The following is a 25754-nucleotide window of genomic DNA, read 5'->3' on the forward strand; positions in this document are numbered from 1 at the left end:
GTCGAAGCGCGAGACGACGGCGCCTCCATGCTGCGCCACCCCGCCCCCGAATCCTTCTCCTCTACCACCAGGAGCACCTTCGACGGATGGCTGCACACGACGCGAGTTGGGACATTTTCCGCTCCGAACTCAAGCATTGGATGGAACTGCGCAGGTACACGAACAAGGCCCTCGCAGACGCGATCAACGCCGACGCCGATGACGCCGGCCTCTCCGCGCCCATCACCGAACAGATCATCAAGCGCTGGCGGCACTCCACGTCGCCGCCGCTGCAGTCACTCAAGGTGATCGGCCGCATTCTCGGCATGAGCAACGACCCCGCCGGGAACGCACCGTACGACCCGACGTACCTGCCGCGCGCCATGGGAATCCTCGAGGCCGCACCGGAGCACTCGGAACTCATCGAGGCGGCCTACCGGCTGCAGAGCATCCGCGCGAAGATCACCGACGCCCAGAGCACCCTCGCGAGCGCCACGGCCGACGAAGGTGTCGTCAACATCGTGCGCAGGGCGATGGAGAGCGGCCTCGGTGCCGCCGTCCTCCCGGTGTTCGAGGGGCCGCGCGGTTACCCGATGCACGTGTCGGACCGCATCGATCTGCGTGAACCGCAGCCCGACCGTCCCGCGCCCAAGCCGATCGACCACCCAGGGCTCGCCGACGCGCTCCAGGACTCGTTCGCCGTCGTCAGCCGCCGCACGCCACGTTTCGCCGTGCCGGCCGACGCCCCGACGCCGACAACCTTGTCACCGTGGGCCGTCCAGTACGTCGGTCGCCCCCGCCCCGGCATCGTGCACCGCGCCCACGACGGCGTTCCGGCCGTCGTCATCACCTCCGTCACGACGACGCCGTGGACCGACGACGTCGGCGCCCTCGTGGCGATGGTGCTCGGCTACGGCTTCACGACGACGCGTGAGTTGGCGCGCGAACTCGTCAAGGACCCGTACCGCAGCGACCACCTGCGCAACGACATCCACGACAACTTCCTGTCCGCGGCGACGCCGACGCGGCGCGTCTGGTCGCACCACGGCTCGATCCTTTCCGGCGACAATCCGTACGCACCGTTCCGCGACGCACAGGGACGCGTCACGAATCAGCTCGTGCAGATCTGCCTCGTCGAGGACGACGCCTGCCTCCTGCACACCGCGCAGTTCCCGCCCGGGCGTCTCGGCGGGGGACGCCCCGTCGACGAGGTGTCCTCGGAGTTCGACGAACTGCGCCGTCAGCGGGACACCATGGTGGCGCGCGCGGAGGAACTCACCGGGAACGTGCGCGTCTTCTCCCTGCCCGTGACCTTCTCCCCGGAACCCGACGAGCGCTGGCTGCAGGTCTTCCGCTGCACCCTCGCCGTACTGCAGATCATCGCCGGGCTCGGTATCGACGGCGACCTGCGTGACGTCCACGACCGTCTCGTGCGCAGCGACCCGCAGGTGGCGCCGCAGGTGCTGCGCTGGCTCGCCGACCACGGCGCGCCCTTCGTCGATCCGCGCTACCGCACGCGCCGCTGACCCCCGCGGGGTGGAGATGCTGGACGCGTGGACGGCGAGGGCGTAGAACAGGAATCGACCTGTACGACGCACGAGGAGGACGCCATGAGCGACATGGGTAACGACAAGAACGCTTCCGACGTGGCCGACACGCCGACGCCCGACGCCGACGAGGCCGTCGACGAGCAGACGGGCTCCGACCTCGAGGGCAACGCCAACGACGACGTCGTCGAGACCGAGGACGCCGGCTGAGCCGACCGATCCGACGAGAAGGGGCTGCCGCAGTTCGACACTGCGGCAGCCCCTTTCGTCACATCTGTGCGTCAGCGCAGGGAGTCGAGCCACTCCTGGGCAGCGACGTAGGCCTCGTCGCTCGCGTCCGGGCGGACGTCGACCGGACGGCGGTCGGCGCGCGCGTAGGAACCGAGGAAGCGGACCTGCGCGGCAACGCGCTGCAGGCCCATGAGCGCCTCGCCGACGCGCTCGTCCGCGACGTGCCCGTCGACGTCGATGGAGAAGCAGTAGCTGCCCATCGCCGCACCGGTCGGGCGCGACTCGAGGCGCGTCATGCTGATGCCGCGCGTGGCGAGTTGTTCGAGCAGTTCGAGCAGACCACCGGGGCGGTCGTCGTGCTGGTAGAGCACGAGCGTCGTCTTGTCGTGGCCGGTCGGCTCCGGCGTCGAGCTTCCCCCGTCCCGCCCACGGGCACGCTTGACGAGGACGAAGCGCGTCACGGCCCCCACGTTGTCGCCGATGTCGGTGGCGAGCGTCTCCAGACCGAAGACCTGCGCGGCCATCGGCGCGCAGACGGCCGCCTGGTACTGGCCGACCTCACCGCGCGCGAGACCTTGCGCGGCGGCCGCCGTCGACAGCGTGGGCACGTACGTGGCTCCCGGCAGGTTCTTCGCCATCCACCCGCGCACCTGCGGCCAGGCGTGCGAGTGCGAGCCGACGCCGGTGATCGCGTCCTCACGCGTGCCGGGGCGCACCGCCAGGACGAACGTGATCGGCACGAGCACCTCGCCGACGAGCCGCAGCGTGCCCTCCGAGTGCTCGGAGTTCAGGGCGTCGAGCGTCGAACTGACGCCACCTTCGACGCTGTTCTCGATCGGCACCATGACGGCGTCGACCTCACCCTCGCGCACCGCGTCGAGCGCGGCCGGGACGGTGGCGTAGGGCACCGACTCGGCCAGCAGCGCCTCCGCGGCCTCCGCATCGTTGTGCTGGTGGTGCCACTGACCCAGCGCCGCCTGGGTGAAGGTGCCCTCGGGGCCGAAGTAGCCGAAGGTCTCGCGTGCGCTCACGGTGTCTCTTTCCCGGCCCGCGCTGCCGCGACGGCCTGCTTCTCCTCGGGCGTGAGCTCGATCGAGCTCCGCCCGTTCTCGATGCTCTTGGCGTAGGTGCGCGACTCGCTGCGCGCGTGGATCGACGAGATGACGAGCCCGTCACCGTCGTCGTCGAGCAGGGCCGCGGAGAACGACAGGCGCCCCGCGATGTCGCCGAACGCGTCGTAACGCACGAGCGCCACACGCTTGAGGCTGTCGCCTGCGTCGTCGGTTGCGCTGCGAAGTTCGCTTCGCGCGGAAGCGAGTTCTCGCGCAACCTCCTTCGGGCCGTCGCCGTCACCCCAGAGCACCCGGAAGCGCCGTTCCAACGTCACGACGCGCCACAGCGAGACCACCGCGACGAGGCACGCCACGGCAGCGACGGCGAGAGCGGCGATCAGCATTGGTTCAGCCTAGGGAAACTCGAGCAGCCCGCGTCAGGCCGGTACCCAGCTCGGGAACTCGACGCCCGCGAGCCCGGCGATCATGAGCGCGGCGAAGATGAGGCAGACGACGCCGCCCGCAGCGCGTATCGTGGACAGGCTGATGCGGTTGAGCAGCGCGCGGCCGACAGCCGCACCGAGGCCCGAGACGAGCGCGAGCGCCGTGAACGCGGCGATGCCGACGGCCCACGGATTGCCGCCTCGGGCGACGAACCCGGCCGTCGCGAGCTGCGACAGGTCGCCCCACTCGGCGAGGAAGAGGATGAGGAAGCTCGCGCTGATCGCCTTGAGGCCCTCGGCGGGCTTCGCCTTGCCGGCGAACTCCTCCTCGGCCTCGTCGCCCTCGGCGGCAGCGTCCTTGGCGCCCTTGATGAGCAGGATGCCGGCCACGAGGAAAAGCAGCGCGACGACGACGTGAACCGGCGTCTCCGGCAGCTTGCTCAGTACAGCACCGAACGCGACGGCGACGAACGTCTGCACGAGGAACGCCGACGCCACCCCGATCCACACGTACAACGGGCGGTACTTCGTCGCGAGAACGAGCGTCGCGATGAACGTCTTGTCGGGCAGTTCCACGAGGAACAGCGTCGTGAAGACGGTCAGCATGAGGGCGATATCCACGCTGGCCAACGATACGCGAGCCGCGAGCCGGGCCGCCGGGGACTCACCTCCGTCTCAGGGCCGACACCTATGCTTGAGCGATGTTCCGCCGGTGGCTCGTCAGCGTCCTCGCGGCCGCGCTGGCGTTCGCGGCAGCGGCGTTCGGCATCAGCATGATCAAGGGCGACCGGCCTCCCACGCACCGCGTTCAGCCCGGCAACCTCGTCGTCATCGGCATGCCGGGCCTCACGTGGAGCGACATCAACGAGGAGACCACTCCGACGCTGGCGCAGATGGCCGGTCACGGCGCCATCGGTAACCAACTCGTGCGCGCCATCAGCGCCCACACGTGCAGCGACGCGGCGTGGGTGACGTTGGGCGCCGGCGCCCGCACTCCCATGGGCTACGGGCCCCCGATGGCGTCCAGTTCCGGCACCAACTCGTTCTGCCCCGAGCCCGTCACCGGCGTTCACAACCCGACGACCCAGACCTACACCTTCCACCAGTGGGACACGTGGTCGAAGGCCGCCTTCCGACGCAACATCCCTTCCCGGATGGGCCTCGTGGCGAGCACCCTCGAGGACGACCAACAGTGCGTCGCCGCCGTCGGCGAGCGCGCCACGCTCGCCGCCGCGAACCGCGACGGCTTCGTCAGCCACTACTCACCGACGCTCACCAAGGACGCCCTCAGCGCCTGCCCGGTGACCTTCGTGTCCCTCGAGAGTCGCAACGACGCAGAGCTACGCTACGTCATCGACAACGCGCCCATCGACACCACGTTCCTCGTCACCGGTCTCACCGACGACGAGCGACCCGAGTCGCCGCGCGCCATCATTCTCGACGGGCCGAACATCGGCGGCGGCATGCTGCGTTCGCGCTCGACGCGCCAGCCCGGCCTCGTGACGACGACCGACATCTCCGCGTTCATCCTCGAACGTGTGCCGAACCCGCCGACGCTCGGTGAGGGCAGGCCCCTCTCGGTCGAACGCACGTCGACACCCGCGACGATCCGCTCGGTCCACAACATGCAGACCCTGTTGCGCACCGAGCACAACCTCATTGCGCCGTTCTTCACCTGGGTGTTCTGCATCGCCCTGGCACTCGCGCTCGTGGGAGTCGGGCTGTTCGTGCGGGCGCGACGGCTTTCCGGCGGCCACCTGACGCCGCCGTCACGAAAGGACGCCGAGGCCGAGAGCCCACAGGTGACTCGAGCCCGGCGACTCAACCGATGGTGGTGGAGCGTGGCGGCCGCGCTCCTCGCCAGCGTGCCGGTCGCCACGTTCCTCGCGAACCTCTACGCCTGGTACCTGCACGAGCACGCCCTCGTGCGCTACGGGTTGAGCGTGCTCGTCGTGCTCGTGCCGACGGCGATCGTCGCCTTCCTCGGGCCGTGGCGCAGGTGGACGCCTGGGCCGGCCGTTTTCCTCGCGGGGTTCACCGCCGTCACGCTCGCCATGGACGTCGTGCAGGGTTCGCGCCTGCAACTCGTGTCGATGCTCGGCCTGCAGCCGGTGTACGGCGGGCGTCACTTCGGTATGGGCAACGTCGGGTACGCGCTGTTCATGACGTCCGCGCTGTTCGTGGCCGCGATGCTCGCCGGGCGCTACCGCGCGATGAAGCGGCCCCGTTTGGCGCTGCTCACGGTGCTCGCCATCGGCGTGCCCGCGATCCTCGTCAACGGGGTGCCGCAGTGGGGCAACGAGGGCGGCGGCTCGGCGGCGTTCGTGCCCGCGCTCGTGTACCTCGCCATGCGTGCGCGCGGATGGCGCATCACGTTCACGCGCCTCATCGCGGCCGCTTTCGCTGGTGTTGTCTTCGTTCTCGGCGTCGCATGGCTGGACTACCTGCGCGGCGAGACGGAGCGAACCCACCTCGGCGACGTGTTCGCCGGGCTCATCGGCGACGGGCAGATCAACCCCGTCAAGCGCATCCTCTACACGAACTGGAACATGCTCAACCAGCACTGGTTCCACTGGCTCGTGCCCCTCGGGCTGCTCGTCGCGGTCGTCGTGACGGCCTTCCCGACGGGCCCGGGACGCTTCCTCCAGCCGCTCTTCGTGCGTGTGCCGATGCTGCGCCACGGGCTCATCGCCATCATCATCATGCTCGGTTTCGGGTTCATCGCGAACGACTCGGGCACGTCGATCCCGCCCGCCGGCGCACTCGTCGTCATCCCCCTGCTCGTGCTGACGGCCGCCCGCCTCACGTCGTCGGCCACCTACGAGGCGCCCCGCGTGCCTGCGGCCGGTCGGCTGCCGTCGAAGAAGTGACGCGAGCGCTCAAGGGTGCCGCGCCGAGGCGGGGTTGAGGACTCAACGCGCCCTGACGGCGAGCACGCACCTGGCACCGCGTCACCTCGCCGCCGCGTTCCCCCGAACGCACTGCGCCCCTCGTCCGAACCGGACGAGGGGCGCAGGTGGCGACGCTCAGCGAAGCGTGATCTGGCGCGAGACGATGCCGTTGCGTGCTCGGCGCTCCTCGGCATCGAGCGGCGTCGAATCGAGCGAGGCGTAGGCCTCCTCGTAGGCGGCGGCGAGTTCGAGCATCGGCTTGCGCTGTTCCTCGGGCAGACGCGTGGTGACGACCTCCCACACCGGCGTCAGCACCCCGCAGGCACGGAAGGCGCCGAGGAGACGGCCGTCGTCGTCGTTGCTCGGCATGCGGCCCTTGCCCGACGCGGAGAGGCGCGCGAGAGCGTCGGTGGCCTTGTTCTCCTCCTGCGGGAGCACCCAGCGCACGAAAGCGCGGTCGCCGATGAGCACCCAGTACGCCGAGTCGACGCCGGGCAGCTTGAAGGTGGGAGCGATGGAGTCGTTGGCGTCCTCCATCGAGATGGAGGCCTCTTCGCCGACCTCGTGGTCCTCGGGAATCCAGAAGTCGAACGTGTCGTGCACCGTGGGCTCGAGCGAGGTGCTCGTGAGGATGTCCTGCAGACGCGGGGTGGCGGCGCTGACGGGCGGCATCGCGGCGAGCGGCTGACCCGGCTCGAGCTGCGTGACGGCGATGAGCTGCGCGGCGACGTCACGGCTGGCGTCGCCGGAGCCGCCGCCGGTCTGCAGCGCGACCATCATCTCGCCACTCTCGCGACGCAGGCCGGGCCACGCCATCGGCAGGATGGTGGCGATGATCGCCTCGTGCTCGGTGCCGTCGACCTCGAAGGTGACCTTCGCGGTGGCGGACGGCACGATCTCGCGCATGGCGACCCAGTCGGTCTCGTTCGCGAGGCCCTCGAAGGGGCGCGCGACGAACGGCGCCGGCTGCTGCGAGGGGTCTTTCGCGACCCGGTTTTCCTTGCCCTTACGGCGTGAAGCCTTACCCATGGGCACGATTCTAGGCGTGACAACGCCGGGGTGCTTGCCCCGCCGTCGCGCGAGGTATCAGCGGCTGATGGGTGGGCGTCGACCCGTGGTGTCCGGGGACGTTGTGTGGATCCGGGGGCGATATATCGCGGCCAGATCGAGACAAGTGCCCCGGCCAGGAAGTCGGCCTGGCGGCGGAGGCGGGCGTCAGGCGCGGCGGCGGCTCGGGCCGCCGAGGCTGGCCCACACGGTGCGGCCGTTGCGCTCGTCGGTGACGCCCCACTCGTGCGCGAGGGAGCGGACGATGCGCAGCCCGCGGCCGGCGTTGACCCACTCGGCCTTGGGCTTGGGGACGGGGACGTCGTCGCTGCCGCCGTCGGTGACCTCGACCTCGACGCGGGGCGCGCGCACCTTCCAGTGCACGCGGATGCTGCCGTCGGCGAGGGGCTTGGCGTGGCGGATCGCGTTCGTGACGAGTTCGCTGACGACCATCTCGCACTCGCTGATGATGTCGTCCTCGATGGTGCCGTCGGAGAGGTCGTCGACGATCGCGTGGCGAATCTTGGGCACCGACTCCAGGCTCCAGTCGAGGCGGACGGTGCGGACGCGGGCATCGCTCGACATGTGGTTCCTCGTCATGTGGTTCGTTGAGGCGCCGTCGTGGCGCACTTTCGCCCACCTTGCCACAGATGTCAACGGACGTGCGGCTGGGGTGGGCACCGTGCGGTGCGCCGCGACGGATACGAGCGGAATGGGTGACTTCGAGCGGCAGAGCGCTCGGATTCACCCATATCGCTCGACGTCACATACCGGCCGGGGATGGAGCTGGCGTCCCGGCCTCGGTGTCAATGGCTGTGCGGTTCTGGAGGCAGTCGCCGAAGCGGCAGTCGCTGGTCGATGCTGAACGCTGCCGCCTGCAAGGCTCCGCGGGCGTGGGGCCACACGGCATCGAGGGCGCCGCGAGCGTCGGATTCGGGCCAATCCGGAGCGAAACTCTCATCATTCGGCCCTGCAAACTCACACAGAAGCTCAGCGCGAACGGCGCACATGCCGTCGTCCTCGGTGGCGGTGATGTCGATACGAACCCGGGCCGCCTTCTCGAAGTGGGCCGCGTCGAAACTCGCACTCATCTTGCCCGCGAGAGGAGCCCACTCGGGTAGCTCGTCGTCAGCTTTCACGGCCGCGCTGGTGCTCAACACCGTCACCGCTCGCAGCTCCACGTCGACCCCGGCGATCAGCACGGTCAGCCACCCACGGCGAAGATCATGGTGCGGGCATCGCGTCGCGCACGAGGCACTCCCACCACCGGAGCGGCATCTTCGGGCTCGATGTCGACGGTCAACGTCGGGCGGGCAGGGTTGACGACGTGTCGCACCTCTGCGCCCACGGCGATGGCATAGCGACGCAGCGATGACAGGTGGAGATCGCGGTTTCCTGCTTCGATGCGCGCGACACCGCTCTGCGAGATCCCCATGCGTTCGCCCACGTCACCTTGGGAGAGATTCTTCCCCTTGCGCAGCTCGACGAGGCGGCTCAGCCACTCCTCCTCGTGCACGAGGTTGCGCTCGGCGAGACGATCCTCGTCCGTCTCTGGCCCGAAGATGTCATCGAGAAAATCCATCACACACCCCCACGTATGCACTCAGAGTCATATGCCCCAGTATGACTCATGAACTGAAATGCGCGAGGCGTACCGCCTCAGCCTCGTCCATGTGCCCGTTCTGGGCTGCGCGCCACCCTGCTGTGTCGGGGTACTTGGCCCGGAACGTCAGGAAGGTGAGCTCATCGAGGTGCTCGGGCTCGGTGAAATACAGCCGGGCTGCCAGGTGAGCACCGTCCTCGTCGATGACGTTCTTCCACCGCATCTCGAGCACGAGTGGCCGCCGCACGGATTGTTTGACGTCATGCGCGCATCCCCTCTGCGACGGGCCGCAGGGACAGAACTGCAATGTGCCTTCCAACGCCCGGTCGCGCTTGCGCTTGATCTGGGCGCGCAGGTCGGCGCGAACCGCCGGCGGCAGCGACGCCAGCATCTCGCGCAGGCCAGGGTCTGCTCGAGCAACATCCGGCGTCACCCACATCGCGGCGCCGTCACGCGTCGACCGCACTCCGGGCGGCCACGCCAGCCTCATCCGGCACCTTCACTCATCATGATCCCGAGAGTGCCACCCGCCACCGACAAGCGCCTCAGGCTTCGGCGCCCTCGTCCGCGAATTCAACCTCGCACTGGTCTAACATTCGCGCGAACATGCTATAGGCGCTGAGCATTTCCATCGCGTCCTGCTCCGACAGCTCCTGGCGCTCATGCGCCGCAACATTTCGCACTGCCAAGTTCAAACCCTTGGCAAGCTGCTGGAGCGCGGGCCCGAGATCCTGCAAACCGGCCTTGAGTGACCTGGTCGTCCTTGCTGCGGGGTCACCTGGCGGGACGAGTTTCGGTCTTCCTGGTCGAGCCCCGACAGATGCGTTGAGAGTCTCTTGCCAAAAGACCGAGGCGTCAGCGTCCTGCCTACCCAGCCGCGTCTTCCAGTAGTGGGTCAGCGACTCAGCCCCCTCCGCTACAGCGACCCGATACTGATGGATTACCCATTGTGGCGCTGCCGCGCCCCATACGACTGGGTGCCACAGAGCGGGGCTGAATGCAGGGAGACCCCCGGGGGTGTCAGCCTCAGCGTCATCCAACATAGCTTTAAGGCGCCCACGAACGTTGGCGACCGTCATCCTGACGTCCCTGGGCGTAAGCGGTGATTTCGGGGCTGTCATGAATGACCAATTGGCAATTGGATCCAGCGCGCCCATGCCTTGAACGACGATGTAACTACCCGTCACACTCGTGGCCACCGACGCCGCACCCGATTTCTCAGCGACCTCGAGTTCCAGCTTCGCTACCTCAACAGGGTCTTGGCCCTCCTTCGTCCAAGCCGTGGGAAAAATCCCCCGCGCGCCCATATGAGTCGCCTCAACTTGGGTCTCGGCCCAGGCCTCAAAGGCCTCAGAAAACTTGTCTACGGAAACCATGAGTCGTCGCAAATAATCAGCCGAGTAGGTGCTCATCGCGCGTCCTCCGCATACTTCGGGGCCAGGGTCTCCATCTGCTGCATGACTCTCACGATGGCTTCGGGCTGCTCGTCCGGCGGGTAGCCATACTTGCGCAGCAGTCGTCGAATGGTGGTGCGCAACTTCGCGCGCACGTCTTCACGCACCGTCCAGTCGATGCGCGTGTCGCGCCGCATGGCGGCCACCAGATCACGCGCGATCTGAGCGAGCACGTCGTCGCCCATGACGTCGACGGCGGCTTCGTTCTCGGCCACGACGTCGTAGAACGCCAACTCGTCATGTTCCAGCGGTGGCGAGAACCTCTCACCGCGCCGCCCCTCGGCCGCGGCCTCCCTGGCCAGCTCGACGAGCTCGGCGATCATCTCGGCCGACGTCAGCTGCTGGTTCGTGTACTTGAACATCAGCTCCTTGACGCGCTCACTGAACAGTTTCGAGCGCACCTCGTTACCGGCCGTCGCCTCGCGCGCCTTTTCCAGCAGCTGGGCCTTCAACGCTTCGATGGCGAGCTGCGCCCGGTCGGGCTGGGCCGCCTCTTCGACCCATGACGGCGAGAGATCGGACAGCATCGGCAGGTCCAGCCCGGCCGCGCGATAGATGTCGACGACGCCCGTCGCCTCCGTCGAGTCGATGACGAGTTTGCCGAGCTGCAGGCGGATCTCCTCGGGGATCGGTTCACCGTTCGCCACGCGCTCCGACGCGTCGAGTTTCGCGATCCACCCCCTCACTTCGTCGAAGAACCGCACCTGCGGGTGCGCCACCTCGACGCCCGGGGCGCCCGCAGCCAAGGCCCACGCCCGCGCGAGCTTCGCCGCGAGACCGCGGAACTCGTCGGCCAGCGGCCGCGCATCCGGGTCGTCGGCCACCTGATTGCCTTGTGTCAGCGGCGAGCGCAGTGCGTTCACGACGGTCAGTGCCGCCGCGTGGTACGCGTGGTGCGTGCCGTCGTTGGCCAGCGCACGCCAGTCGACGCCCGTCGACGCGACGAGGTCGTCCACCTTCGCGACCAGGTCGAAGACGATCTGGGCCGCCTCGTCGGATGTCTGCCCGACGACCTTGTCGCCCGCCGCCTCGGCATCGCGCGTGAACTCCGCCAGTGCCTTCGACAGGTTCTCCGCGAGCGGCGCGTACGCGACGAGCAGCCCGTCCTTCTTGCCCCGGTAGGTGCGGTTGACGCGCGCGAGCGTCTGCATGAGCAGCGCGCCCTTGAGCGCACGGTCGATGTAGAGGGTGTGCAACGCCGGCGCGTCGAACCCGGTGAGCATCATGTCCTTGACGATGACGATCTCGAGCGGGTCGTCGGCGTTCTTGAGGCGCTTCTTCACGGCGCTCACCGCGCTGGGGCGACGCAGGTGGCGGGCCACCTCCGGCGGGTCGTTGGGCGCGCCCGTGTAGACGACCTTGATGACGCCCTTGTCGTCGGCGTCATCATGCCACTCGGGGCGCAACGCGATGATCTTGGAGTAGAGGCGCGCCGCGATCGGGCGGGTGGCGCACACGATCATCGCCTTGCCTGGGCCGCCGATGAACGGCGCCATCAGCTCGCGGCGCGTCTCCCAGTGCGCGACGAAGTCGGCGGCCAGGGTCTCGAGACGTTCGTCGGAGCCGTAGATCGTGTCGAGCTTCGCGATGCTCTGCTGGATGCGCCTCCTGTCGGCGTCATCGAGACCGGCGGACAGCTCTTCGGCCTGTTCGTCCAGCTCTTCGTCGCCCAGGTCGTCGACGCGGGCGAGGTTGATGAGGCGCTGTTCGAACGCGACGGGCACCGTCGCCCCGTCCGCGACGGCGCGGTGCAGGTCGTAGACGTCGATGTCGTCGCCGAACACCTGGCGCGTGTCACGTTCACCATCGGCGATGGGCGTGCCGGTGAACGCGATGAGCGTCGCGTTCGGCAACGCGCCCTTGAGGTGGCGCGCGTAGCCGTTGATGCTGCCGTAGTGGCTGCGGTGCGCCTCGTCGGCCATGACGATGATGTTGCGCCGATCCGACAGCATTGGATGATCGGAGCCCGACTTCTTCTCGTCGTCGGTGAGCCCGAACTTCTGCAGCGTCGTGAAGTAGATGCCGCCCGTCAGCTGCTCACTGAGCAGGCGCCGCAGCTCGTCGCGCGAGGCCACCTGCTTCGGTTCCTCCGGCAGCAGGGCGCTCACCCGGAACCCGTCGAAGAGCTGGGTGTCGAGTTCTTGACGGTCGGTGATGACGACGACCGTCGGGTTCGCGAGGCGCTGGTGGCGCATCACCTTGGCCGTGTAGAGCTCCATCTCCATCGACTTGCCGGAGCCCTGCGTGTGCCAGACGACGCCGGCGCGGCCGTCACTTTCGACGGCGTTGATGGTGGACGCGACGGCTTTCGTCACGGCGAAGTACTGGTGGGGTTTGGCGATGCGCTTGCCGAGGCCTTCTTCGGATTGATCGAACGCGATGAAGTCGCGCATGATCTGCCCGAACCGGTCGATGTTGAACAGGCCCGTCAGCGTGAGGTCGAGTTCGGTCGTCGCCTCCCCGTCGAGGTCGGTCTCACCGAACTCCATGAGGTGGCCCTCTTCGTCGACGTTCCACGGCGCGAAGTGGTTGTACGGCGTCCACGGAGTACCGTACTTCGCGCTGATGCCGTCGCTCGCGACAACGAACGCGCAGAACCGGAACGCCATCGGAAACTCGCGCAGGTACGTCTGCAACTGGTCGTAGGCGCCCTCCACCGTAGCGTTCTTCGCGGCGGCCTGCTTGAGTTCGACGATGACGAGCGGCAGGCCGTTGACGTAGAGGACGACGTCGAAGCGACGCTCGCGCTCACGGCTGCGGATGGTCACCTGCTGCACCGCGAGGTAGGCGTTCTTCGAGACGTCGCCGTGAGCCATGAAGTGGATCGTCGGGCTCTGCTCGCGGCCCTCGTCGTCGACGTACGTGATGCCCGCGTAACCGCGGATGAGGATGTCGTGCAGGCGCTTGTTCTCCGCCAGCGCGTCCTGCGACTGTGGCGCGAGTACCTCCGCCTTCGCCTGCTGCAGGTACTCCTCAGGCACCCCGGGGTTGAGGTCGCGCAGCTTCTGACTCAGCGTGCCGTGCAGGACGATGTCGGCCCACGACTCGCGCTCCTTCGAGCCGGGTGCCAGCTCCTTGCCGTGCTTCGGCTGCCACTCCAACTCGCCGAGCTGATCGAGCACGAGCTGCTCCCAATCGGCCTCAGTCATGACCGGCACTCACACCACCCCTTCCACACGCTTCTCCGCATCCCTGACGGTGATCTTGCCCGACATGAGCAGCGGCAACAGCTCATCACGGGTTTTCGCCAAGACCCGGTTCTCGTCGCGGGCTGCGCCCAGACGCGCGATGAGGGGCTCGGCGAAGGCACCGAACTCGACAGCCCTCAGGTCGCCGGGCCATGCAGCCTCGTATGAGACAAGGTCTGGGGCTTGAACTCGCTGACGCCCGGACGTGCCGGTGCGATGCTGAGCCGCGAACGAACGGAAGTCCGCCGTAGCCGTGACGACGAACGGGATCGCTGCGGACACACCCTCACGGGCACGGAAGACGATGTACTCCGTTGAGCCGTAGCCGACCTCACCGTCGTCCAAGAAGTCGACGTAACCGTGCTTGCGGTTCTCGAAGCAGGGCGTGATGCGGGCAAACAACGTGTCACCGTTCTGGAAGCGCGCGCCCCCCTGCGGCGGCCGTTCACCCCACTCTTCGACGAGCAGGCCGTTCTCCGGCAGGTTCTTCATGTCGAGATACGGCGCCGTCCCATCCTTGACGGCCGGAACCTTCGGGTTCGTCTCGACGAACGTGCTCCACTCCCGCGTTTCCTCTGCGTCGCTCACAAGGCGCGACCACTGCGCAAGGATGAGTTCACGCCCCGTCTGTGCGGCGCGACGGTTGGCGGCGATCTTGTCGTCCAGCGCCCCCAGCACCTCGGCGATCTTCTGTTGTTGACGCTTGGGAGGCAGACTAATTTCCAAGTCATTCAAGTCGTCCCGCCGCAAGGAGGGAACACCCGAGCCGGATGACAAGCCCCGGAAGTCCACTGTGTGCAGCCAGTAATACAGCCATCGTTTATCCACCTCAGCCCCAGGCGCCGCCCAGTAGGTCGTGTCGATGGGATAAGCGTTGCTGGGCACCCAGTAGATCGCCCCGATGGAGCCCTTACGGGCGAGCACAAGAACCGGACCCACCACACACGCTTCACTGTGTCTTCCGACGAGTCCACCGCTACCAAAGACTGGCACCGGCCCCTCAACTCGCGCGGACGCAGGCAAACCCTGCCCATATCTGAAGTCAACGACGTCGCCCAGTCGAGCTTTCGTCTGAATCACGCGAGCCTCCCCAGCTCCTCGCGCACGACTGCATCGAGGCGCGCCGATGCGTCGAGTGCGGCGGTCAGTTCCGTCGTCAGGCGGGCGATCTTTTCGTCGATGGGCTCTGAATCCTCCTCGGCCGCCGCGGCACCCACGTACCGGCCGGGCGTCAACGCGTAGTCGGCGGCGCGGATCTCGTCGAGTGTCGCGCTCTTGCAGAAGCCGGGCACGTCCTCGTACTCGCCGTCTGCCGATGCGCGGCCGCGCCAGGTGCGGAACGTGTTCGCGATGCGCGCGATGTCGTCATCGGAGAACGTGCGCTCCACCCGGTCGACCATGTGGCCGACCTCGCGGGCATCAATGAACAGCACCTGCTTGCGACGATCGTTCGCGCCTGCAGTACCGGCCTTCTTGTCCTTCGCGAAGAACCACACGCACACCGGAATGGCCGTACCGCGGAAGAGGTTGCCGGGCATCGCGATCATGCACGAGACGACGTCGTCCTCGAGCATCGCCTTGCGGATGTCGCCCTCGCCGCCGCTGTTCGACGCCATCGTGCCGTTCGCCATGACGACGGCCGCCTCACCGTGCGGCGCAAGCTTGCTCAGGATGTGCTGCATCCACCCGTAGTTCGCGTTGCGCGCGGGCGGCACCCCGTACTTCCAGCGGGCGTCCTCGGTGTTGCGTGTCCAGTCCTTCTGGTTGAACGGCGGGTTCGCCATCGCGTAGTCGGCGACGACACCGGGGTGGATGTCGCGCGCGAACGTGTCACCCCACCGCGGGCCAAGGCCCTGGGAGTCGATGCCGTGGATGGCGAGGTTCATCTTCGCCAGGCGCCACGTCTCCTCGATGCTCTCCTGGCCGTAGACGACGATCGCGTCGCGATCCTCCTTGTGCCGCTCGAGGAACTTCTCAGCCTGCACGAACATGCCGCCCGAGCCGCACGCCGGGTCGTACACGCGCCCGGAGTGCGGTTCGAGAATTTCGACGAGCGTGCGCACGAGCACCGGCGGGGTGAAGAACTCGCCGCCGCGCTTGCCCTCCGCCTTCGCGAACTTCTCGAGGAAGTACTCGTACACCTCACCGAGCAGGTCGCGTGCCTTCGTCGCGCCCTCGCCGGTGAAGCGCACCGAGTTGAACAGGTCGATCAGTTCGCCGAGGCGACGCTGGTCGATGTTGTCGCGCCCGAAGATCGTCGGCAGCGTGCCCTGCAGCGACTCGTTCTGCTTCATCAGCGTCGCCATCGCCTCGTCGATGAGCTTGCCGACGCTCTTGCTCTCCTGCCCGCCCGCAGCCTCCATGCCCTTGGCGTGACGTGCGATGAAGCTCCAGCGCGCGTTCGTCGGCACCCAAAACACGCCGTTGCCGACGTATTCGTCGGGGTCTTCGAGCGTGTCGCTGACGAAGTTCTCCGCCTCACCCGCCAGCTCCTCACGGATCTGCTCGCGGCGCTCCTCGAACGCATCCGAGACGTACTTGAGGAAGACGATGCCGAGCACGACATCCTTGTACTGGCTCGCGCTCATCGAGCCGCGCAGCTTGTCCGCGGCCTTCCACAGCGTGTCGTGCAGTTCCTTCTTCGAGGACGTCGCCATCGCGGCGGCCTTGGCCTTGGGTGGGGTCACGGGGTCTCTCCTTGAGATGGCTGGCAACAGTGCCAGTTTGATGATGGGGGGGGTTAGTTACGGGTCGGTGAAGGCAACGGGGCCGTGAAACAGTACGATTCGGGCACCACAGAACCTTCACTCACCAACGGGCCGGAATCAGCCGAATGAAGCCCGTCGCGGATGAGGCCCTCAACGCGCTGGTGGGAGTAGCAATAGCTAGGCGGCGTTTGCGGTATGGATGGTGGTTCAGGTGCCGATACTGACGCGAATCCCGCCCACACGATCCCGAAGCTGCACAGGGTGACGAGAGTCTTGATCTGCCGCGATGCTCCAAGGGTGAAGTGTTCGGGGACATCGGCGGCGGCATTGCGAGCAGCCATCCATGCACCAGGAAGGGTTGCCAAGGCGCCCACACCAAGCACGCCTAGGACAGATAGAACGGTTGCCCGAGGAACATTGCCCTCGCCCCATTCACTCGCCCCCCGCGATGAGAAGAAGAAGCAGCAAGGCAGCCCCGACAACGATGGGTGCGCGAACACCCTCCCGCCACTCCTTCAAAACTTCCCCCGGCGTGGGGTGCGGTGAAGCGCTCCAAAACCGCTCGGTTCGCACCAGGCGCCAGGTGACGATGCACATCGGTAACAAGGTGCCTACCGCGATGAGGCAGCTCAAAGCACCGTCGTTCATTCGACCGCCATGAAAATGGAGTCGCCATAAGTAACCGACGCTCATCGAAGCGAACATCAGCATCGCAATTGTGATGGCCACCAGAACACAGCCTGCGACGATGCCATCCGACGTAGTGAACTCCTCACGAACTTTCACTCTCGACATCGTCTGGACTCCTCGTTCCGGGTCGTCACTGCTTCCTGTTGCATGTCATGCATACGAGTCGGGGTCGCAACCTCGGCGTGCAGGACGCCTTCTGCGATGCCGGTGAGCACCGTCGTCTCGTAGGCGTCGAGCGCTGTGAGCTGGTCGCGCAAGGCCCGTCGCCGCACGGCCACCGTCGTCGCGACACGCTGCGCTGCGTCAGCCTGCTCGGCCGGCGTGAGATGCAGGTGCCAACCGGCGGTGTCGACGCCGCGCTGAGCATTGATGTCGAGGACGGCCTGCGCCGAGATCAGGCGCAAACCGTCGAGCGCGCCACTTCGAGGTCGCAGGATGCGTGCCGGTGTCTGCACGACACGTCCGCCCCGCTCGTCGACGATCGCGGCCGGCCGCTCAACGGCGACGAATACGACGTCCCCAGGTTCGGTGTAGCGCACCTGCGGCACGACACGCTCGACCTCGAGACGATCCACGCGCCGCGCACCGACCGCGCGCAGGCCCCGCACCTCGTCAGCACCGATGACGTCGACGAGCGCGCCTCGCGTCGCCGCGATGATCTCGTCCGGCACGCGGTGGCCGCGACGCACGCTCGCCCACGTGCTGAGGATGTCAGCCCAGGTCTTGGGCGCCTGGGCGGCAACCAACCCCGCGGAGACGAGGTCGACGCCCGGCGCCAACGGGGCGCCGGCGCGGCTCTCGTGACCCCACGCCTGGGCGAGCACCTCACCGCCGTCACGCGGCTCGCGCACGCCGGGCGGAATGACGAGCGACGACTCGTCGAGCAGGTTGCACGTCGCGCGATGACGCGCCCGCAAGAACGCGTGCGTCGCGCGATCACCCGAACAGGCGGCGGCGACATCAGCAGCAAGAGCATCGCACTCACCAGGGCCGAACGCGTGGTTCGCGTGGTCGCCATACGTCGTGAAAGCCGGGCGCGTGTCGTCAGTGTTCGGGGCCAGTGCCCACAGTGCGAGGCGGCGGCGACCCGTCGCGCGCAGCATCCCCTTCGGCAGCGTGGCGACGTAGCGTAGCGGCAGCGTGTAATCCGGTGCGAGGCCGGCTCGCTGCTCCTGACGATGACGTGACACCGCCCGCTGGGCCTGGCTGATGTTGAAGCACTCGCGGCGGGCTTCGTCGAGGTTCGATCCCTCGCCGAGGGTGCCGACGAGAAGATCGGCGGGGGCGAGGACGAGGGCCACGTCGCGATCTGCAAGGTCATGGGAGACGGCACGAACCTTCTCGAACAGCGTGATGGCAGCATGCGCGTCGGCGCGGTTCTCGACGATGACGTGGAGGTTGTCGCCTGCGTCAGTGCCCGTCGTCTCGATCCCGCTCGCGGCGAAGGCGCGTAGAGCCAGGCGTGACGCAGCCGAGGCCCGGGCCGGTGGCACCTCCGCGCCTTTCTCGCGCACACTCAGCCCGGCGTTGAGCAGCATGGTGCCCTGGCCGAGGGATGACGTTCCGTCGGCGGGGATGTCCGCCGCGACCTGCGTCAGCAGCGCCAGCGCGCCCTGTCCGTGAAGGACGACGTGATGGTCGGGCGTCGCCACCGCACGCAGCAGCGACGTGAACATCGCGGCGGCGTCGACCGTGAGCGAGTGCTCCGCGAAGGCTTCGCCCGGTGCGTGCTCCGCCGCGACGAGCCGCCACAGCACGCGTTCACCGCCGTAGCCGGCTTCAGCGAGGGTGTCGACGTCGGCGACGAGGGCTGCGTCGTCGAGAGCCGCGAGCGTCTCGCGCGTCGGGAGCAACGCCGGCAGCTGCGCGTCCAGAATGGCGTCGAGCGCCGTCTCCGCGTCGAGGTCGGCGAGGAGTTCGCCGGTGAGGGCCTGCAGGAGCAGCAGACCCGACGCGGCGTCGAGATGCTCACGGATCGTCGCGAAACGAGAGGAATGCAGCGCCGCATCGACCGCCGCGTCCGGGTTGTTGCCGCGGCCCGTACGAGTGAGCCATTCGCCGACCGCGTCGGCGCTGAACGTGAGCGAGCGCGCGTCAACAGGGGCGGGAAACCCACCCTCGGTCGTGGGGTAGCGCGATCGCCACATCGACACGACGGCTCGTCGGACGCCCGCCAGGTCGGCCACCTGCTGCATCGTCAGGGTGTCAGGCATCGATGGCTCCTCTCGTGGGTCTCAGGCGGTTCTCCGGGGGCTGGTGGCGACAGCTGACCGACGCGGCGGCTGCGGTCGCCCCTCGGCACAGACTCTACGGGGCTGATCTCGCTCTCATATGAAGTGTGCGATAAGTGGTCTTATCGCGTTTATGGTTCCTTTTTTTCGCATCGGGGACTGATGGTGGGGACACGACGCACCACCCGCACCGAACGAAGGAGAGCTGACGATGAGCCGCCGCACCCCGTCCCACATCCGCACCACCCGCCGTGCCCCGCGGCACTTAGCGAAGAAGCATCCCGACCGCAGCTGCGACAGCGGCAAGATCCGCTATCGCGATCACGTCGCCGCCGTCAGCGCCCTACACAGCGCCGCGACAGCCCGCCACTTCGCCGAACTGGCCGGCCACGACACCCGTCGTCGCGAGAGCCGCATCTACGGCTGCGCGATGTGCCAGGGGTTCCACCTGACGTCGATGCGCGAACTCCCCGCTGCCTGACGATGCGCGCGCCATCCGTGCATCACGATTGTCGCCGCGCCCCTCGCAGCGATTTCGAACCACCGATTCCGGGGAACACACAGACGCTTGCCTCTTCCTGCTGCCCACGTTGTCGGTGCCGGCAGACAGACTCACTCACACCCAGCATTCCACTCCTCGAGACAAGGAACAGTTCCGTGAACGGTGCACCCTTCAACCAGCCCGCCACCCTCGCCACTCTCCTCGTCACCGCAGCCCGCGATGACAACGACTTGCTGACCGCGAAGGTCAACGACCAAACCGTCATCCCGCTCTTCACGAGCCATGCCGCACTGTCCGCCAGCCCGCTCGTTGCCGGGTGGGCAAAAGTCGAAGGCGACTCCGCCATACGTTTCTTCATCCGAGCGGCACAGCGTGACATGGGTGTGACCATCGACGACGGGTACGTCAGCGTCCCGTTCAGCGTCGAAGAGGTTCGGCTCATCGCGGACGCGTACATGGCCCTGCGCGATTGACGCCCCAGACTCCGTATCTGCGCCGAATCTGCCGTCGGCACAAGGAGAGCCCCGGGCGCCGCGACGGATCCGAGCGAAATGGGTGACTTCGAGCGCTCAGCCGCTCGTATCCGCCCATTTCGCTCGATTTCACGACCGCCGAGCTGGACAGAAGCGTGCAGGATGCGCGGCTCGGGCCTACGGTCGACGACATGAGCGACCACGACACCAGCGCACCCACATCACACCCCCTGCCCCGCGGCACCCAGCACATCGGCGTCACCGTGCCCGATCTCGAGGCCGCCACGCGTTTCTTCGTCGACGGTCTCGGCGCGAAGGTGGCCTATGACGGGTTGAGCACCGACGACGAGCCACGCAGCGGCGCCGAGGTGGAGCGTCAGCTCGGGCTGCCGCGCGGCGCGGCCATCCACCGTCAGCGCATGTTCGTCATCGGCGAGGGGCCGGGGCTCGAGGTGTTCGAGATCAGCGGCGAGCAGCGGCCGGCCTGGCTGACTTCGGCCTCAACCACATCAGCTTCTACTGCGACGACATCGAAGGGTCGCTGCGCCGTCTCGTCGACGCGGGCGGCGAGGCGCTGAGCGAGGTGCACGGCAACAGCCGCTACGAGGATTCCGAAGGCAACGGCAGCGTCTACGTCAAGGCTCCGTGGGGCATGCTCATCGAGCTGCAGACGATCCCCGGCGGCCACTACTACCCCGACGACTCCGAGGCCGAGGTCTGGATGCCGAAGCCCCGCGACTGAGGTCAGCGGACCGCGGACCCAAGGTTCCCCACTCGCGCGACATCCCGCGCTTGTGGGGAACTCTCACCCCTGTTGAGCCCCACGTGCGCGACATCTCGCGCGAGTGGGGCTCACCCGTAGAACGCCGCCCGAGCGGCGAGGACCTCCGCGGGCTTGTTCGTGATGATCGCGTCGACGCCGTTGCGCAGGCAGCGCAGAACGTCGTCGGGTTCGTCGACCGTCCACACGTGCACCTCGTGGCCGCGGCCGTGCTGCTCGGCGACGAGACCCGGGTTGCGGCGCAGCATCCCGACGCTGATCGCCGCGATCGAGATGCCGCTCGGCAGCCGTCCGCCACGGATGCGCTGCGGCATGACGCCCTCCATGAGCCACGCGAGCGGCACCTCGGGCGCGAGCCGCGTCAGTCGCGTGACGGCCGGCAGCGAGAACGACATGACGCGCACGTTCGTGCGCTCCGGGTCGTGCGTGTCCAACCCGAAATCCGCCAAGACCCGCGCGAGTTCGGCCTCCACCTTCCCCGCGTGCCGCGACGGGTGCTTCGTCTCGATCGCGAGATCGACGCGGCGCCCGGCGGCCAGCGTCGTCCGCAGCAGCTGACGCAGCGTGAGGATCTTCGAGGCGTTCCGGTCGGCCAGTTCCAGCTCGTCCGCGCCGACGCGCGCCTTCCACGAACCCCAGTCGAGTTCCTCCAGGCGCGCCAACTCGAGCGCGCTGATCGCCCCGGTGCCGTTCGACGTCCGCTTCGCCGTGCGGTCGTGGACGCAGACGAGGTGCCCGTCGGCGGTGAGCCGCACGTCGCACTCCAACGCGTCGGCCCCCACCTCGATGGCCCGCTCGTACGCCTCGAGCGTGTGCTCCGGCTCGTGGTGCGACGCCCCGCGGTGCGCGACGACCTGCGGCGGCCGGCCCGTCAGCGTCGGGATGTCGAGTGGCTCGACAGGCGGGCGTACCGCCCGAAACCCGTGCGCGAGCACCTTCGTTGGCGTCGTCAATGCCGGGCGCTGGGGCTGAACGGGCACGTCGATCATCCTTCCGCGAGGAGCGAACCGGGCGCACCGCCCGCCCACTAGGGTGACGGCGACGGCACACGCCCACGATTTCACGAGGAGCCTCATGAGCACCCAGGAGATCTCCGAAGAACTTGCCGCGGCCGGCTTCGCCCCCACGAGCACGCCCGAGGTGCTCGCAGCGCGCACCGGCTCGCTGGCCCGCATCATGCTCAACCGCCCCAAGGCGATCAACGCGCTCACCACCGACATGGTCGATGCCGTGCGTGAGTGCCTCGACGCGTGGCGCGACGACGACTCCGTCACCTCCGTGACGATCGAAGGCGCCGGCGAACGCGGCCTGTGCGCGGGCGGCGACGTGCGCGGCGTCCGGGAAGCGTTCCTCGAGGGCGAGCACGAGCGCACGTTCGGTTTCTTCGAGCGCGAGTACCGCATGAACGCGGCCATCGCCGACTACCCGAAGCTCGTCGTCAGCTACCAGGACGGCATCGTCATGGGCGGCGGCGTTGGTATCTCTTCCTACGCCGGTCTGCGCGTCGCGACGGAGCGCACGAAGGTCGCGATGCCGGAGACGATCATCGGTTTCTTCCCCGACGTCGGTGCGCTCTACCTCCTCTCGCGCGCACCCGGCGGCACCGGCGCCTACCTCGCGCTCACCGGCACAACGGTCGACGGGCACGACTCCTGCTACGTCGCGCTCTCCGACGTCGTCATCGACTCGACGTCGTGGCCCACCGTGCTCGAACGCCTCGCTGACGGTGCCTCCCGCGACGACGCCGTCGCCGGCCTCACGACGAACGGCAACGCGTCCCTCGAGGCCAACCGCGCGTGGATCGACGACGCGTTCGGCGCCGGTGAGCAGCCGCGCACACCGTCGGACGTCCTTGCGCACCTGCGCGATTCCGATGATGACGCAGCCCGCGAGGCGGCCGACCTGCTCGTGCAGCGTTCGCCCCTGTCCGTCGCGGCGACGCTCGAGGCGCTCCGCCGTGCGGCAGCCATGGACTCGGTGCACGAGGTGCTCGAGCAGGACAAGCGCCTCGCCCGCGGCCTCGTCGAGCACGGCGACTTCGTCGAGGGCGTACGCGCCCAGCTCGTCGACAAGGACCGCTCGCCGAAGTGGTCGCAGAAGTCGTTCGACGACATCACCGACGAGCAGGTCGCACGCCTCTTCGCCTGAAGTTTTCTCGTGCTGTGACGAACGGCCCGGTCTGTGAGCAGCGCTGCTCACAGACCGGGCCGTTGCACACAGATGAGGCGCCAGATCACGCAGGGCTCAGCGGAGCACCTTGAGGCCGATGACGCAGCCGATGATGCCGAGCAGCAGCACGATCTTGGCGATCGAGACGGGCTCGTCGCCCGTCGCCATGGCGTAGGCCACGGTGAGCACGGCGCCGATGCCGACCCACACGGCGTACGCGGTGCCCACCGGCAACGACTTCATCGCCACCGCCAGGCCGAACATGCTCAGCGCGCATCCGATGACGAACACGACGCTCGGGCCGAGCTTCGAGAAGCCCTCCGACTTGCCGAGTGCTGTCGCCCAGACCGCTTCCATCGCACCGGAAACCACGAGAATCACCCATGCCATCGTTCATCACTCCCGATGGCCGTCTTGTCGCGTTCCGGGTACGGCTCCCTCGTCCGGGCCCCGACGATCGCGGGGTCACCTCCAGCCTCTCAAACCCCGTGACGGCGGGCCAACGCGGTGTGAGCTCCGGCCCGGTTCGTGAGGTGCGGCCCGACCTGTGAGCTGCGCCGGTCACAGACCGGGCCAGAGCTCACACCTCGACACAGGAGGACTCAGCGTCGCTTGCCGCCCGGCTTGGCCGTGACGACGACACGGACCATCCATCCGACGGCCGCGAGGCACCCGGCGTACGGCCCGACGATCATGCCGATGACGACGCACAGTGCGACGACGTCCGGGCCATGCAGGAGGGCCGCGGTGAGGCCGAGCTCGAGATCGCCCATCGGCGTGCTGACGGCGTTGCCGAATTTCACCGGTGGCGGGTCGGTGCGGCGCGCCACGCCGGCCACGCTCGCGGCCGAGAGCAACACACCCCACGCGAGGGCGTCGGCAGCGCCGACCCCGGCTCCGGCGAGCGCCGCCGTCGCAACGATCCAGCCGACGACGAGCGGAGTGACGGCGAGCGCCGCCGTCACCGCCTGCGGGCGCGTGGGGACGAGGCGCCACAACGACGACGAGCTGAGCCACGTCGCGAGACCCTGCCCGGCCGCCGCGACCGCACCCCAGACGACGACGGCCGCCACGACCACGCTGGGACGATGCCCGAACGCAGGCGCGAAGATCGCCCCGAACGCCCAGACTCCGAGCATCCAGGAGGCCTTGGCGAGCAGCGTTCCTCCGCGCCGAAGAGCGGCCACGGCGTCCCGGGCGACGAAGTCGAGTACGGCCGAGCCGTGCCGGAACCGAACTACGCCGACGCTCGTGGCACGGCCCCGACGGCGGCCCGCCCGTCGGGCGTCGCGCACCGCGAAGGCGCTCGGGTCGAGCATGACCGCGCCCCTCATTGCGGTGTCCACGACGTCGCCCGCCGTACGCAAGCTCGGTGCGCTCACCCTGCGCAGCCATGTCGGCCACCGGAACAGCGACACAAGAATGACCGCAGCAGCAACGATCGCCGCCGCCCCGGCGACCCACGGCGCGAAGCTCGCGATGCCCCATGTCATCCCGGGACGGCGCCCGGACGTGATGACGAGCGCCACAGCTGCCGCCGTCAGCGCCGCGCCCGTTCGGACCACGCGCACAGATCCTCGCGCCTGCGCCCGGAGCGCCAGCTGGTGGAGGGCCACTCCGACGAGGCCGCCCAGCGGAACGAGCGCGACGACCTTGTCTTCTGCGCCGCTCACGAGCGCCGTCGTCAGACCACCGAGCGCACCGAGGGCCGCGGCGAGCACGAGCGTCACGGCAAGGGCACGCCTGAGCAACGAAACCCTGTCGATCGGTGACGGCAGCAGCCACACGGCCGTCGCAGGCGGGGCGTGAGCGGGGCCGAACGTCAGGCAGGCCACGAGCAGGCCGGCACTCCACGCGAGGGCGACGGCGTACGGCAGCCACGACGCTCCTGCGGTGAGCGATCCGGCTGCCTCGTGGACCACTGCGAGCGCCATCGCGCAGATCATGGCGACGAGGAGGACCCCGCCGTACACGAGGGTCCACGTGGTCGTTCGGGTCTCCCGACTTCGGGCCCGGGCGTCGCGCAGGACGTCGGACTCAGCCATCGGTGTCCTCGACCACGCCTTCGATCGTGGGTTCACCCGCAGCCTCGACATCGAGAAGGCGCGCCCCGGCGAGATCGCACAGTCTGCGGTCGTGGCTCGCCATGAGGACGGCACGGCCCTCGTCGGCGCAGGCCCTCAGGTAGTGACCGAGCCACTCGCGACCGTCGACGTCGAGGCGCTGCTCGGGTTCGTCGAGGACAAGCAACCGCCACGGCCGTACGAGAGCCTGCGCGAGGCGCAGGCGTTGGGTCTGGCCGGAACTCAACGTCGCCGGCATCCGATCGCCCAGATCGGCGAGGCCGAGAGCGTCGAGGGCGTCGACGATGACGTGCGCCTCTTCTCCGTGTGCTCGGGCGAGGAGGGCCAGGTGTTCGGCGACCGTGAGGTCGGGGAACCAGGCCGTGTCGTCGAGGAGGGCGCACACGTCGCGCCGGGTGGCCGGCTCACGTTCGTCGAGCGAGGCACCGTCCCAACGGACCGAGCCGCCGTCACGCTCGTCTAGCCCGACGATGCACCGCAGCGTCGTCGTCTTGCCCGCACCGTTGGCGCCGACGAGTGCGAAGACCTCACCCTCGGCGAGGGTGAACGTCAGATCGTCGACGACGGTGACGCCACCGAACGCACGTCGCAACGACTCGACCTCAAGCACAGCCATTCCCTCCCTGACAGGTATGGGGCCAGCCTGTCACGGGGATGCCACCCGCATCCGCACCCAGGCTG

26 protein-coding genes and 1 riboswitch are annotated in these 25754 nt (G+C 68.2%); of the genes, 8 read left to right on the forward strand and 18 right to left on the reverse strand.

All coding sequences use genetic code 11. The annotated features are described in order from the left end of the window. The first annotated feature begins 86 nt into the window (after positions 1 to 86). Both D1832_RS09910 and D1832_RS15360 read left to right on the forward strand, forming a co-directional pair. A complete protein-coding gene (locus D1832_RS09910) occupies positions 87 to 1505 on the forward strand; it encodes a hypothetical protein (RefSeq protein WP_118913720.1) in 1419 nt (472 codons plus the stop codon). 84 nt (positions 1506 to 1589) lie between these two features. After that, positions 1590 to 1736, forward strand: a complete 147-nt coding sequence (locus D1832_RS15360) for a hypothetical protein (protein ID WP_156170139.1) — start codon at positions 1590 to 1592, stop codon at positions 1734 to 1736. Positions 1737 to 1807: 71 nt separating this feature from the next. Here the strand turns inward: D1832_RS15360 and pheA are convergent, their stop codons facing one another. The 3 genes from pheA to D1832_RS09930 are packed head-to-tail and all read right to left on the reverse strand — an operon-like array spanning position 1808 to position 3873. Further along, on the reverse strand, positions 1808 to 2788 hold the full coding sequence (pheA, locus tag D1832_RS09920; RefSeq protein WP_118913722.1) for a prephenate dehydratase: 981 nt from the start codon (positions 2786 to 2788) through the stop codon (positions 1808 to 1810). Further along, positions 2785 to 3213 carry a DUF4446 family protein gene (locus D1832_RS09925; protein ID WP_047310715.1) on the reverse strand — a complete coding sequence of 143 codons (429 nt, stop codon included), beginning with the start codon at positions 3211 to 3213 and terminating at the stop codon, positions 2785 to 2787. Before D1832_RS09925 ends, pheA begins: the two co-directional genes overlap by 4 nt. 33 nt (positions 3214 to 3246) lie before the next feature. Further along, positions 3247 to 3873, reverse strand: coding sequence for a TMEM165/GDT1 family protein (locus D1832_RS09930; protein ID WP_118913724.1), 627 nt, complete (start codon positions 3871 to 3873; stop codon positions 3247 to 3249). 80 nt (positions 3874 to 3953) lie between these two features. On the opposite strand from D1832_RS09930, the gene D1832_RS09935 reads away from it, so the two are divergent. Further along, complete coding sequence (locus D1832_RS09935) at positions 3954 to 6122, forward strand: DUF2339 domain-containing protein (protein ID WP_118913726.1); 2169 nt, start codon at positions 3954 to 3956, stop codon at positions 6120 to 6122. Positions 6123 to 6278: 156 nt separating this feature from the next. On the opposite strand, the gene D1832_RS09940 is transcribed toward D1832_RS09935, so the two are convergent. The 11 genes from D1832_RS09940 to D1832_RS09990 form a co-directional block, all read right to left on the reverse strand. Beyond that, on the reverse strand, positions 6279 to 7172 hold the full coding sequence (locus D1832_RS09940; protein WP_118913728.1) for a DUF5926 family protein: 894 nt from the start codon (positions 7170 to 7172) through the stop codon (positions 6279 to 6281). 186 nt (positions 7173 to 7358) lie between these two features. Further along, complete coding sequence (locus D1832_RS09945; RefSeq protein WP_241510962.1) at positions 7359 to 7790, reverse strand: ATP-binding protein; 432 nt, start codon at positions 7788 to 7790, stop codon at positions 7359 to 7361. Positions 7791 to 7996: 206 nt separating this feature from the next. Beyond that, complete coding sequence (locus D1832_RS09950; RefSeq protein WP_118913730.1) at positions 7997 to 8392, reverse strand: hypothetical protein; 396 nt, start codon at positions 8390 to 8392, stop codon at positions 7997 to 7999. A 2-nt stretch (positions 8393 to 8394) separates the two neighbouring features. After that, the gene (locus tag D1832_RS09955) at positions 8395 to 8772 is read right to left on the reverse strand and encodes a helix-turn-helix domain-containing protein (protein ID WP_118913732.1); all 378 of its coding nucleotides are present in this window, start codon (positions 8770 to 8772) and stop codon (positions 8395 to 8397) included. 46 nt (positions 8773 to 8818) lie between these two features. Next, complete coding sequence (locus D1832_RS09960; protein ID WP_074039598.1) at positions 8819 to 9283, reverse strand: hypothetical protein; 465 nt, start codon at positions 9281 to 9283, stop codon at positions 8819 to 8821. Positions 9284 to 9338: 55 nt separating this feature from the next. Next, entirely contained in the window at positions 9339 to 10205 is an 867-nt protein-coding gene (locus D1832_RS09965; protein ID WP_118913734.1) for a TIGR02391 family protein, read from the reverse strand. Continuing rightward, positions 10202 to 13396, reverse strand: a complete 3195-nt coding sequence (locus D1832_RS09970) for a type I restriction endonuclease subunit R (RefSeq protein WP_118913868.1) — start codon at positions 13394 to 13396, stop codon at positions 10202 to 10204. Before D1832_RS09970 ends, D1832_RS09965 begins: the two co-directional genes overlap by 4 nt. A gap of 9 nt (positions 13397 to 13405) precedes the next feature. After that, entirely contained in the window at positions 13406 to 14515 is a 1110-nt protein-coding gene (locus D1832_RS09975; RefSeq protein WP_182434748.1) for a restriction endonuclease subunit S, read from the reverse strand. Next, positions 14512 to 16092 carry a class I SAM-dependent DNA methyltransferase gene (locus D1832_RS09980; protein ID WP_118913870.1) on the reverse strand — a complete coding sequence of 527 codons (1581 nt, stop codon included), beginning with the start codon at positions 16090 to 16092 and terminating at the stop codon, positions 14512 to 14514. Before D1832_RS09980 ends, D1832_RS09975 begins: the two co-directional genes overlap by 4 nt. A 483-nt stretch (positions 16093 to 16575) precedes the next feature. Continuing rightward, entirely contained in the window at positions 16576 to 16938 is a 363-nt protein-coding gene (locus tag D1832_RS09985; RefSeq protein WP_147362672.1) for a hypothetical protein, read from the reverse strand. Beyond that, a complete protein-coding gene (locus tag D1832_RS09990; RefSeq protein ID WP_118913739.1) occupies positions 16926 to 19046 on the reverse strand; it encodes a hypothetical protein in 2121 nt (706 codons plus the stop codon). The genes D1832_RS09985 and D1832_RS09990 overlap by 13 nt, the downstream gene beginning before the upstream one ends. Before the next feature lie 229 nt (positions 19047 to 19275). Between D1832_RS09990 and D1832_RS09995 the strand changes: the two genes are divergently transcribed. The 4 genes from D1832_RS09995 to D1832_RS15830 all read left to right on the forward strand — a co-directional run bounded on the left by D1832_RS09995 (position 19276) and on the right by D1832_RS15830 (position 20781). Next, positions 19276 to 19545 (forward strand): hypothetical protein, encoded by a 270-nt coding sequence (locus D1832_RS09995; RefSeq protein ID WP_118913741.1) that lies wholly within the window; start codon positions 19276 to 19278, stop codon positions 19543 to 19545. Between the two features lie 176 nt (positions 19546 to 19721). Next, positions 19722 to 20039, forward strand: a complete 318-nt coding sequence (locus D1832_RS10000) for a hypothetical protein (RefSeq protein ID WP_118913742.1) — start codon at positions 19722 to 19724, stop codon at positions 20037 to 20039. Positions 20040 to 20230: 191 nt separating this feature from the next. Continuing rightward, positions 20231 to 20617, forward strand: a complete 387-nt coding sequence (locus tag D1832_RS10005; protein ID WP_241510963.1) for a VOC family protein — start codon at positions 20231 to 20233, stop codon at positions 20615 to 20617. A 5-nt stretch (positions 20618 to 20622) separates the two neighbouring features. Further along, positions 20623 to 20781: a hypothetical protein gene (locus tag D1832_RS15830; RefSeq protein ID WP_241510964.1), complete on the forward strand. Its 159-nt coding sequence runs from the start codon at positions 20623 to 20625 to the stop codon at positions 20779 to 20781. A gap of 110 nt (positions 20782 to 20891) precedes the next feature. Here the strand turns inward: D1832_RS15830 and D1832_RS10010 are convergent, their stop codons facing one another. Next, entirely contained in the window at positions 20892 to 21800 is a 909-nt protein-coding gene (locus D1832_RS10010) for a glycerophosphodiester phosphodiesterase family protein (RefSeq protein WP_241510965.1), read from the reverse strand. Positions 21801 to 21894: 94 nt separating this feature from the next. On the opposite strand from D1832_RS10010, the gene D1832_RS10015 reads away from it, so the two are divergent. Further along, complete coding sequence (locus D1832_RS10015; RefSeq protein ID WP_118913746.1) at positions 21895 to 22968, forward strand: 3-hydroxyisobutyryl-CoA hydrolase; 1074 nt, start codon at positions 21895 to 21897, stop codon at positions 22966 to 22968. Between the two features lie 96 nt (positions 22969 to 23064). Here the strand turns inward: D1832_RS10015 and D1832_RS10020 are convergent, their stop codons facing one another. The 3 genes from D1832_RS10020 to D1832_RS10030 all read right to left on the reverse strand — a co-directional run bounded on the left by D1832_RS10020 (position 23065) and on the right by D1832_RS10030 (position 25689). After that, positions 23065 to 23379 carry a DMT family transporter gene (locus tag D1832_RS10020; protein ID WP_118913748.1) on the reverse strand — a complete coding sequence of 105 codons (315 nt, stop codon included), beginning with the start codon at positions 23377 to 23379 and terminating at the stop codon, positions 23065 to 23067. A 14-nt stretch (positions 23380 to 23393) separates the two neighbouring features. Continuing rightward, positions 23394 to 23459: riboswitch (guanidine-III (ykkC-III) riboswitch) on the reverse strand. A gap of 132 nt (positions 23460 to 23591) precedes the next feature. Next, entirely contained in the window at positions 23592 to 25034 is a 1443-nt protein-coding gene (locus D1832_RS10025; RefSeq protein WP_118913749.1) for a DUF6297 family protein, read from the reverse strand. After that, positions 25027 to 25689 carry an ABC transporter ATP-binding protein gene (locus D1832_RS10030; protein ID WP_118913751.1) on the reverse strand — a complete coding sequence of 221 codons (663 nt, stop codon included), beginning with the start codon at positions 25687 to 25689 and terminating at the stop codon, positions 25027 to 25029. Before D1832_RS10030 ends, D1832_RS10025 begins: the two co-directional genes overlap by 8 nt. Between the last annotated feature and the right edge of the window lie 65 nt (positions 25690 to 25754).

Origin of the sequence: Dermacoccus abyssi, from assembly GCF_003515945.1 — a bacterium.
In the GTDB taxonomy this organism is placed as follows: Bacteria; Actinomycetota; Actinomycetes; order Actinomycetales; family Dermatophilaceae; genus Dermacoccus; species Dermacoccus abyssi.

Coding starts and splice junctions, on each gene's coding strand:
- D1832_RS09910 (WP_118913720.1), top strand. CDS start 87: ATGGCTGCACACGACGCGAGTTGGGACATTTTCCGCTCCGAACTCAAG.
- D1832_RS15360 (WP_156170139.1), top strand. CDS start 1,590: ATGAGCGACATGGGTAACGACAAGAACGCTTCCGACGTGGCCGACACG.
- D1832_RS09925 (WP_047310715.1), bottom strand. CDS start 3,213: ATGCTGATCGCCGCTCTCGCCGTCGCTGCCGTGGCGTGCCTCGTCGCG.
- D1832_RS09935 (WP_118913726.1), top strand. CDS start 3,954: ATGTTCCGCCGGTGGCTCGTCAGCGTCCTCGCGGCCGCGCTGGCGTTC.
- D1832_RS09940 (WP_118913728.1), bottom strand. CDS start 7,172: ATGGGTAAGGCTTCACGCCGTAAGGGCAAGGAAAACCGGGTCGCGAAA.
- D1832_RS09945 (WP_241510962.1), bottom strand. CDS start 7,790: ATGACGAGGAACCACATGTCGAGCGATGCCCGCGTCCGCACCGTCCGC.
- D1832_RS09955 (WP_118913732.1), bottom strand. CDS start 8,772: ATGGATTTTCTCGATGACATCTTCGGGCCAGAGACGGACGAGGATCGT.
- D1832_RS09960 (WP_074039598.1), bottom strand. CDS start 9,283: ATGAGGCTGGCGTGGCCGCCCGGAGTGCGGTCGACGCGTGACGGCGCC.
- D1832_RS09965 (WP_118913734.1), bottom strand. CDS start 10,205: ATGAGCACCTACTCGGCTGATTATTTGCGACGACTCATGGTTTCCGTA.
- D1832_RS09970 (WP_118913868.1), bottom strand. CDS start 13,396: ATGACTGAGGCCGATTGGGAGCAGCTCGTGCTCGATCAGCTCGGCGAG.
- D1832_RS09980 (WP_118913870.1), bottom strand. CDS start 16,092: ATGGCGACGTCCTCGAAGAAGGAACTGCACGACACGCTGTGGAAGGCC.
- D1832_RS09985 (WP_147362672.1), bottom strand. CDS start 16,938: ATGTCGAGAGTGAAAGTTCGTGAGGAGTTCACTACGTCGGATGGCATC.
- D1832_RS09990 (WP_118913739.1), bottom strand. CDS start 19,046: ATGCCTGACACCCTGACGATGCAGCAGGTGGCCGACCTGGCGGGCGTC.
- D1832_RS09995 (WP_118913741.1), top strand. CDS start 19,276: ATGAGCCGCCGCACCCCGTCCCACATCCGCACCACCCGCCGTGCCCCG.
- D1832_RS10005 (WP_241510963.1), top strand. CDS start 20,231: ATGAGCGACCACGACACCAGCGCACCCACATCACACCCCCTGCCCCGC.
- D1832_RS10015 (WP_118913746.1), top strand. CDS start 21,895: ATGAGCACCCAGGAGATCTCCGAAGAACTTGCCGCGGCCGGCTTCGCC.
- D1832_RS10020 (WP_118913748.1), bottom strand. CDS start 23,379: ATGGCATGGGTGATTCTCGTGGTTTCCGGTGCGATGGAAGCGGTCTGG.
- D1832_RS10025 (WP_118913749.1), bottom strand. CDS start 25,034: ATGGCTGAGTCCGACGTCCTGCGCGACGCCCGGGCCCGAAGTCGGGAG.
- D1832_RS10030 (WP_118913751.1), bottom strand. CDS start 25,689: ATGGCTGTGCTTGAGGTCGAGTCGTTGCGACGTGCGTTCGGTGGCGTC.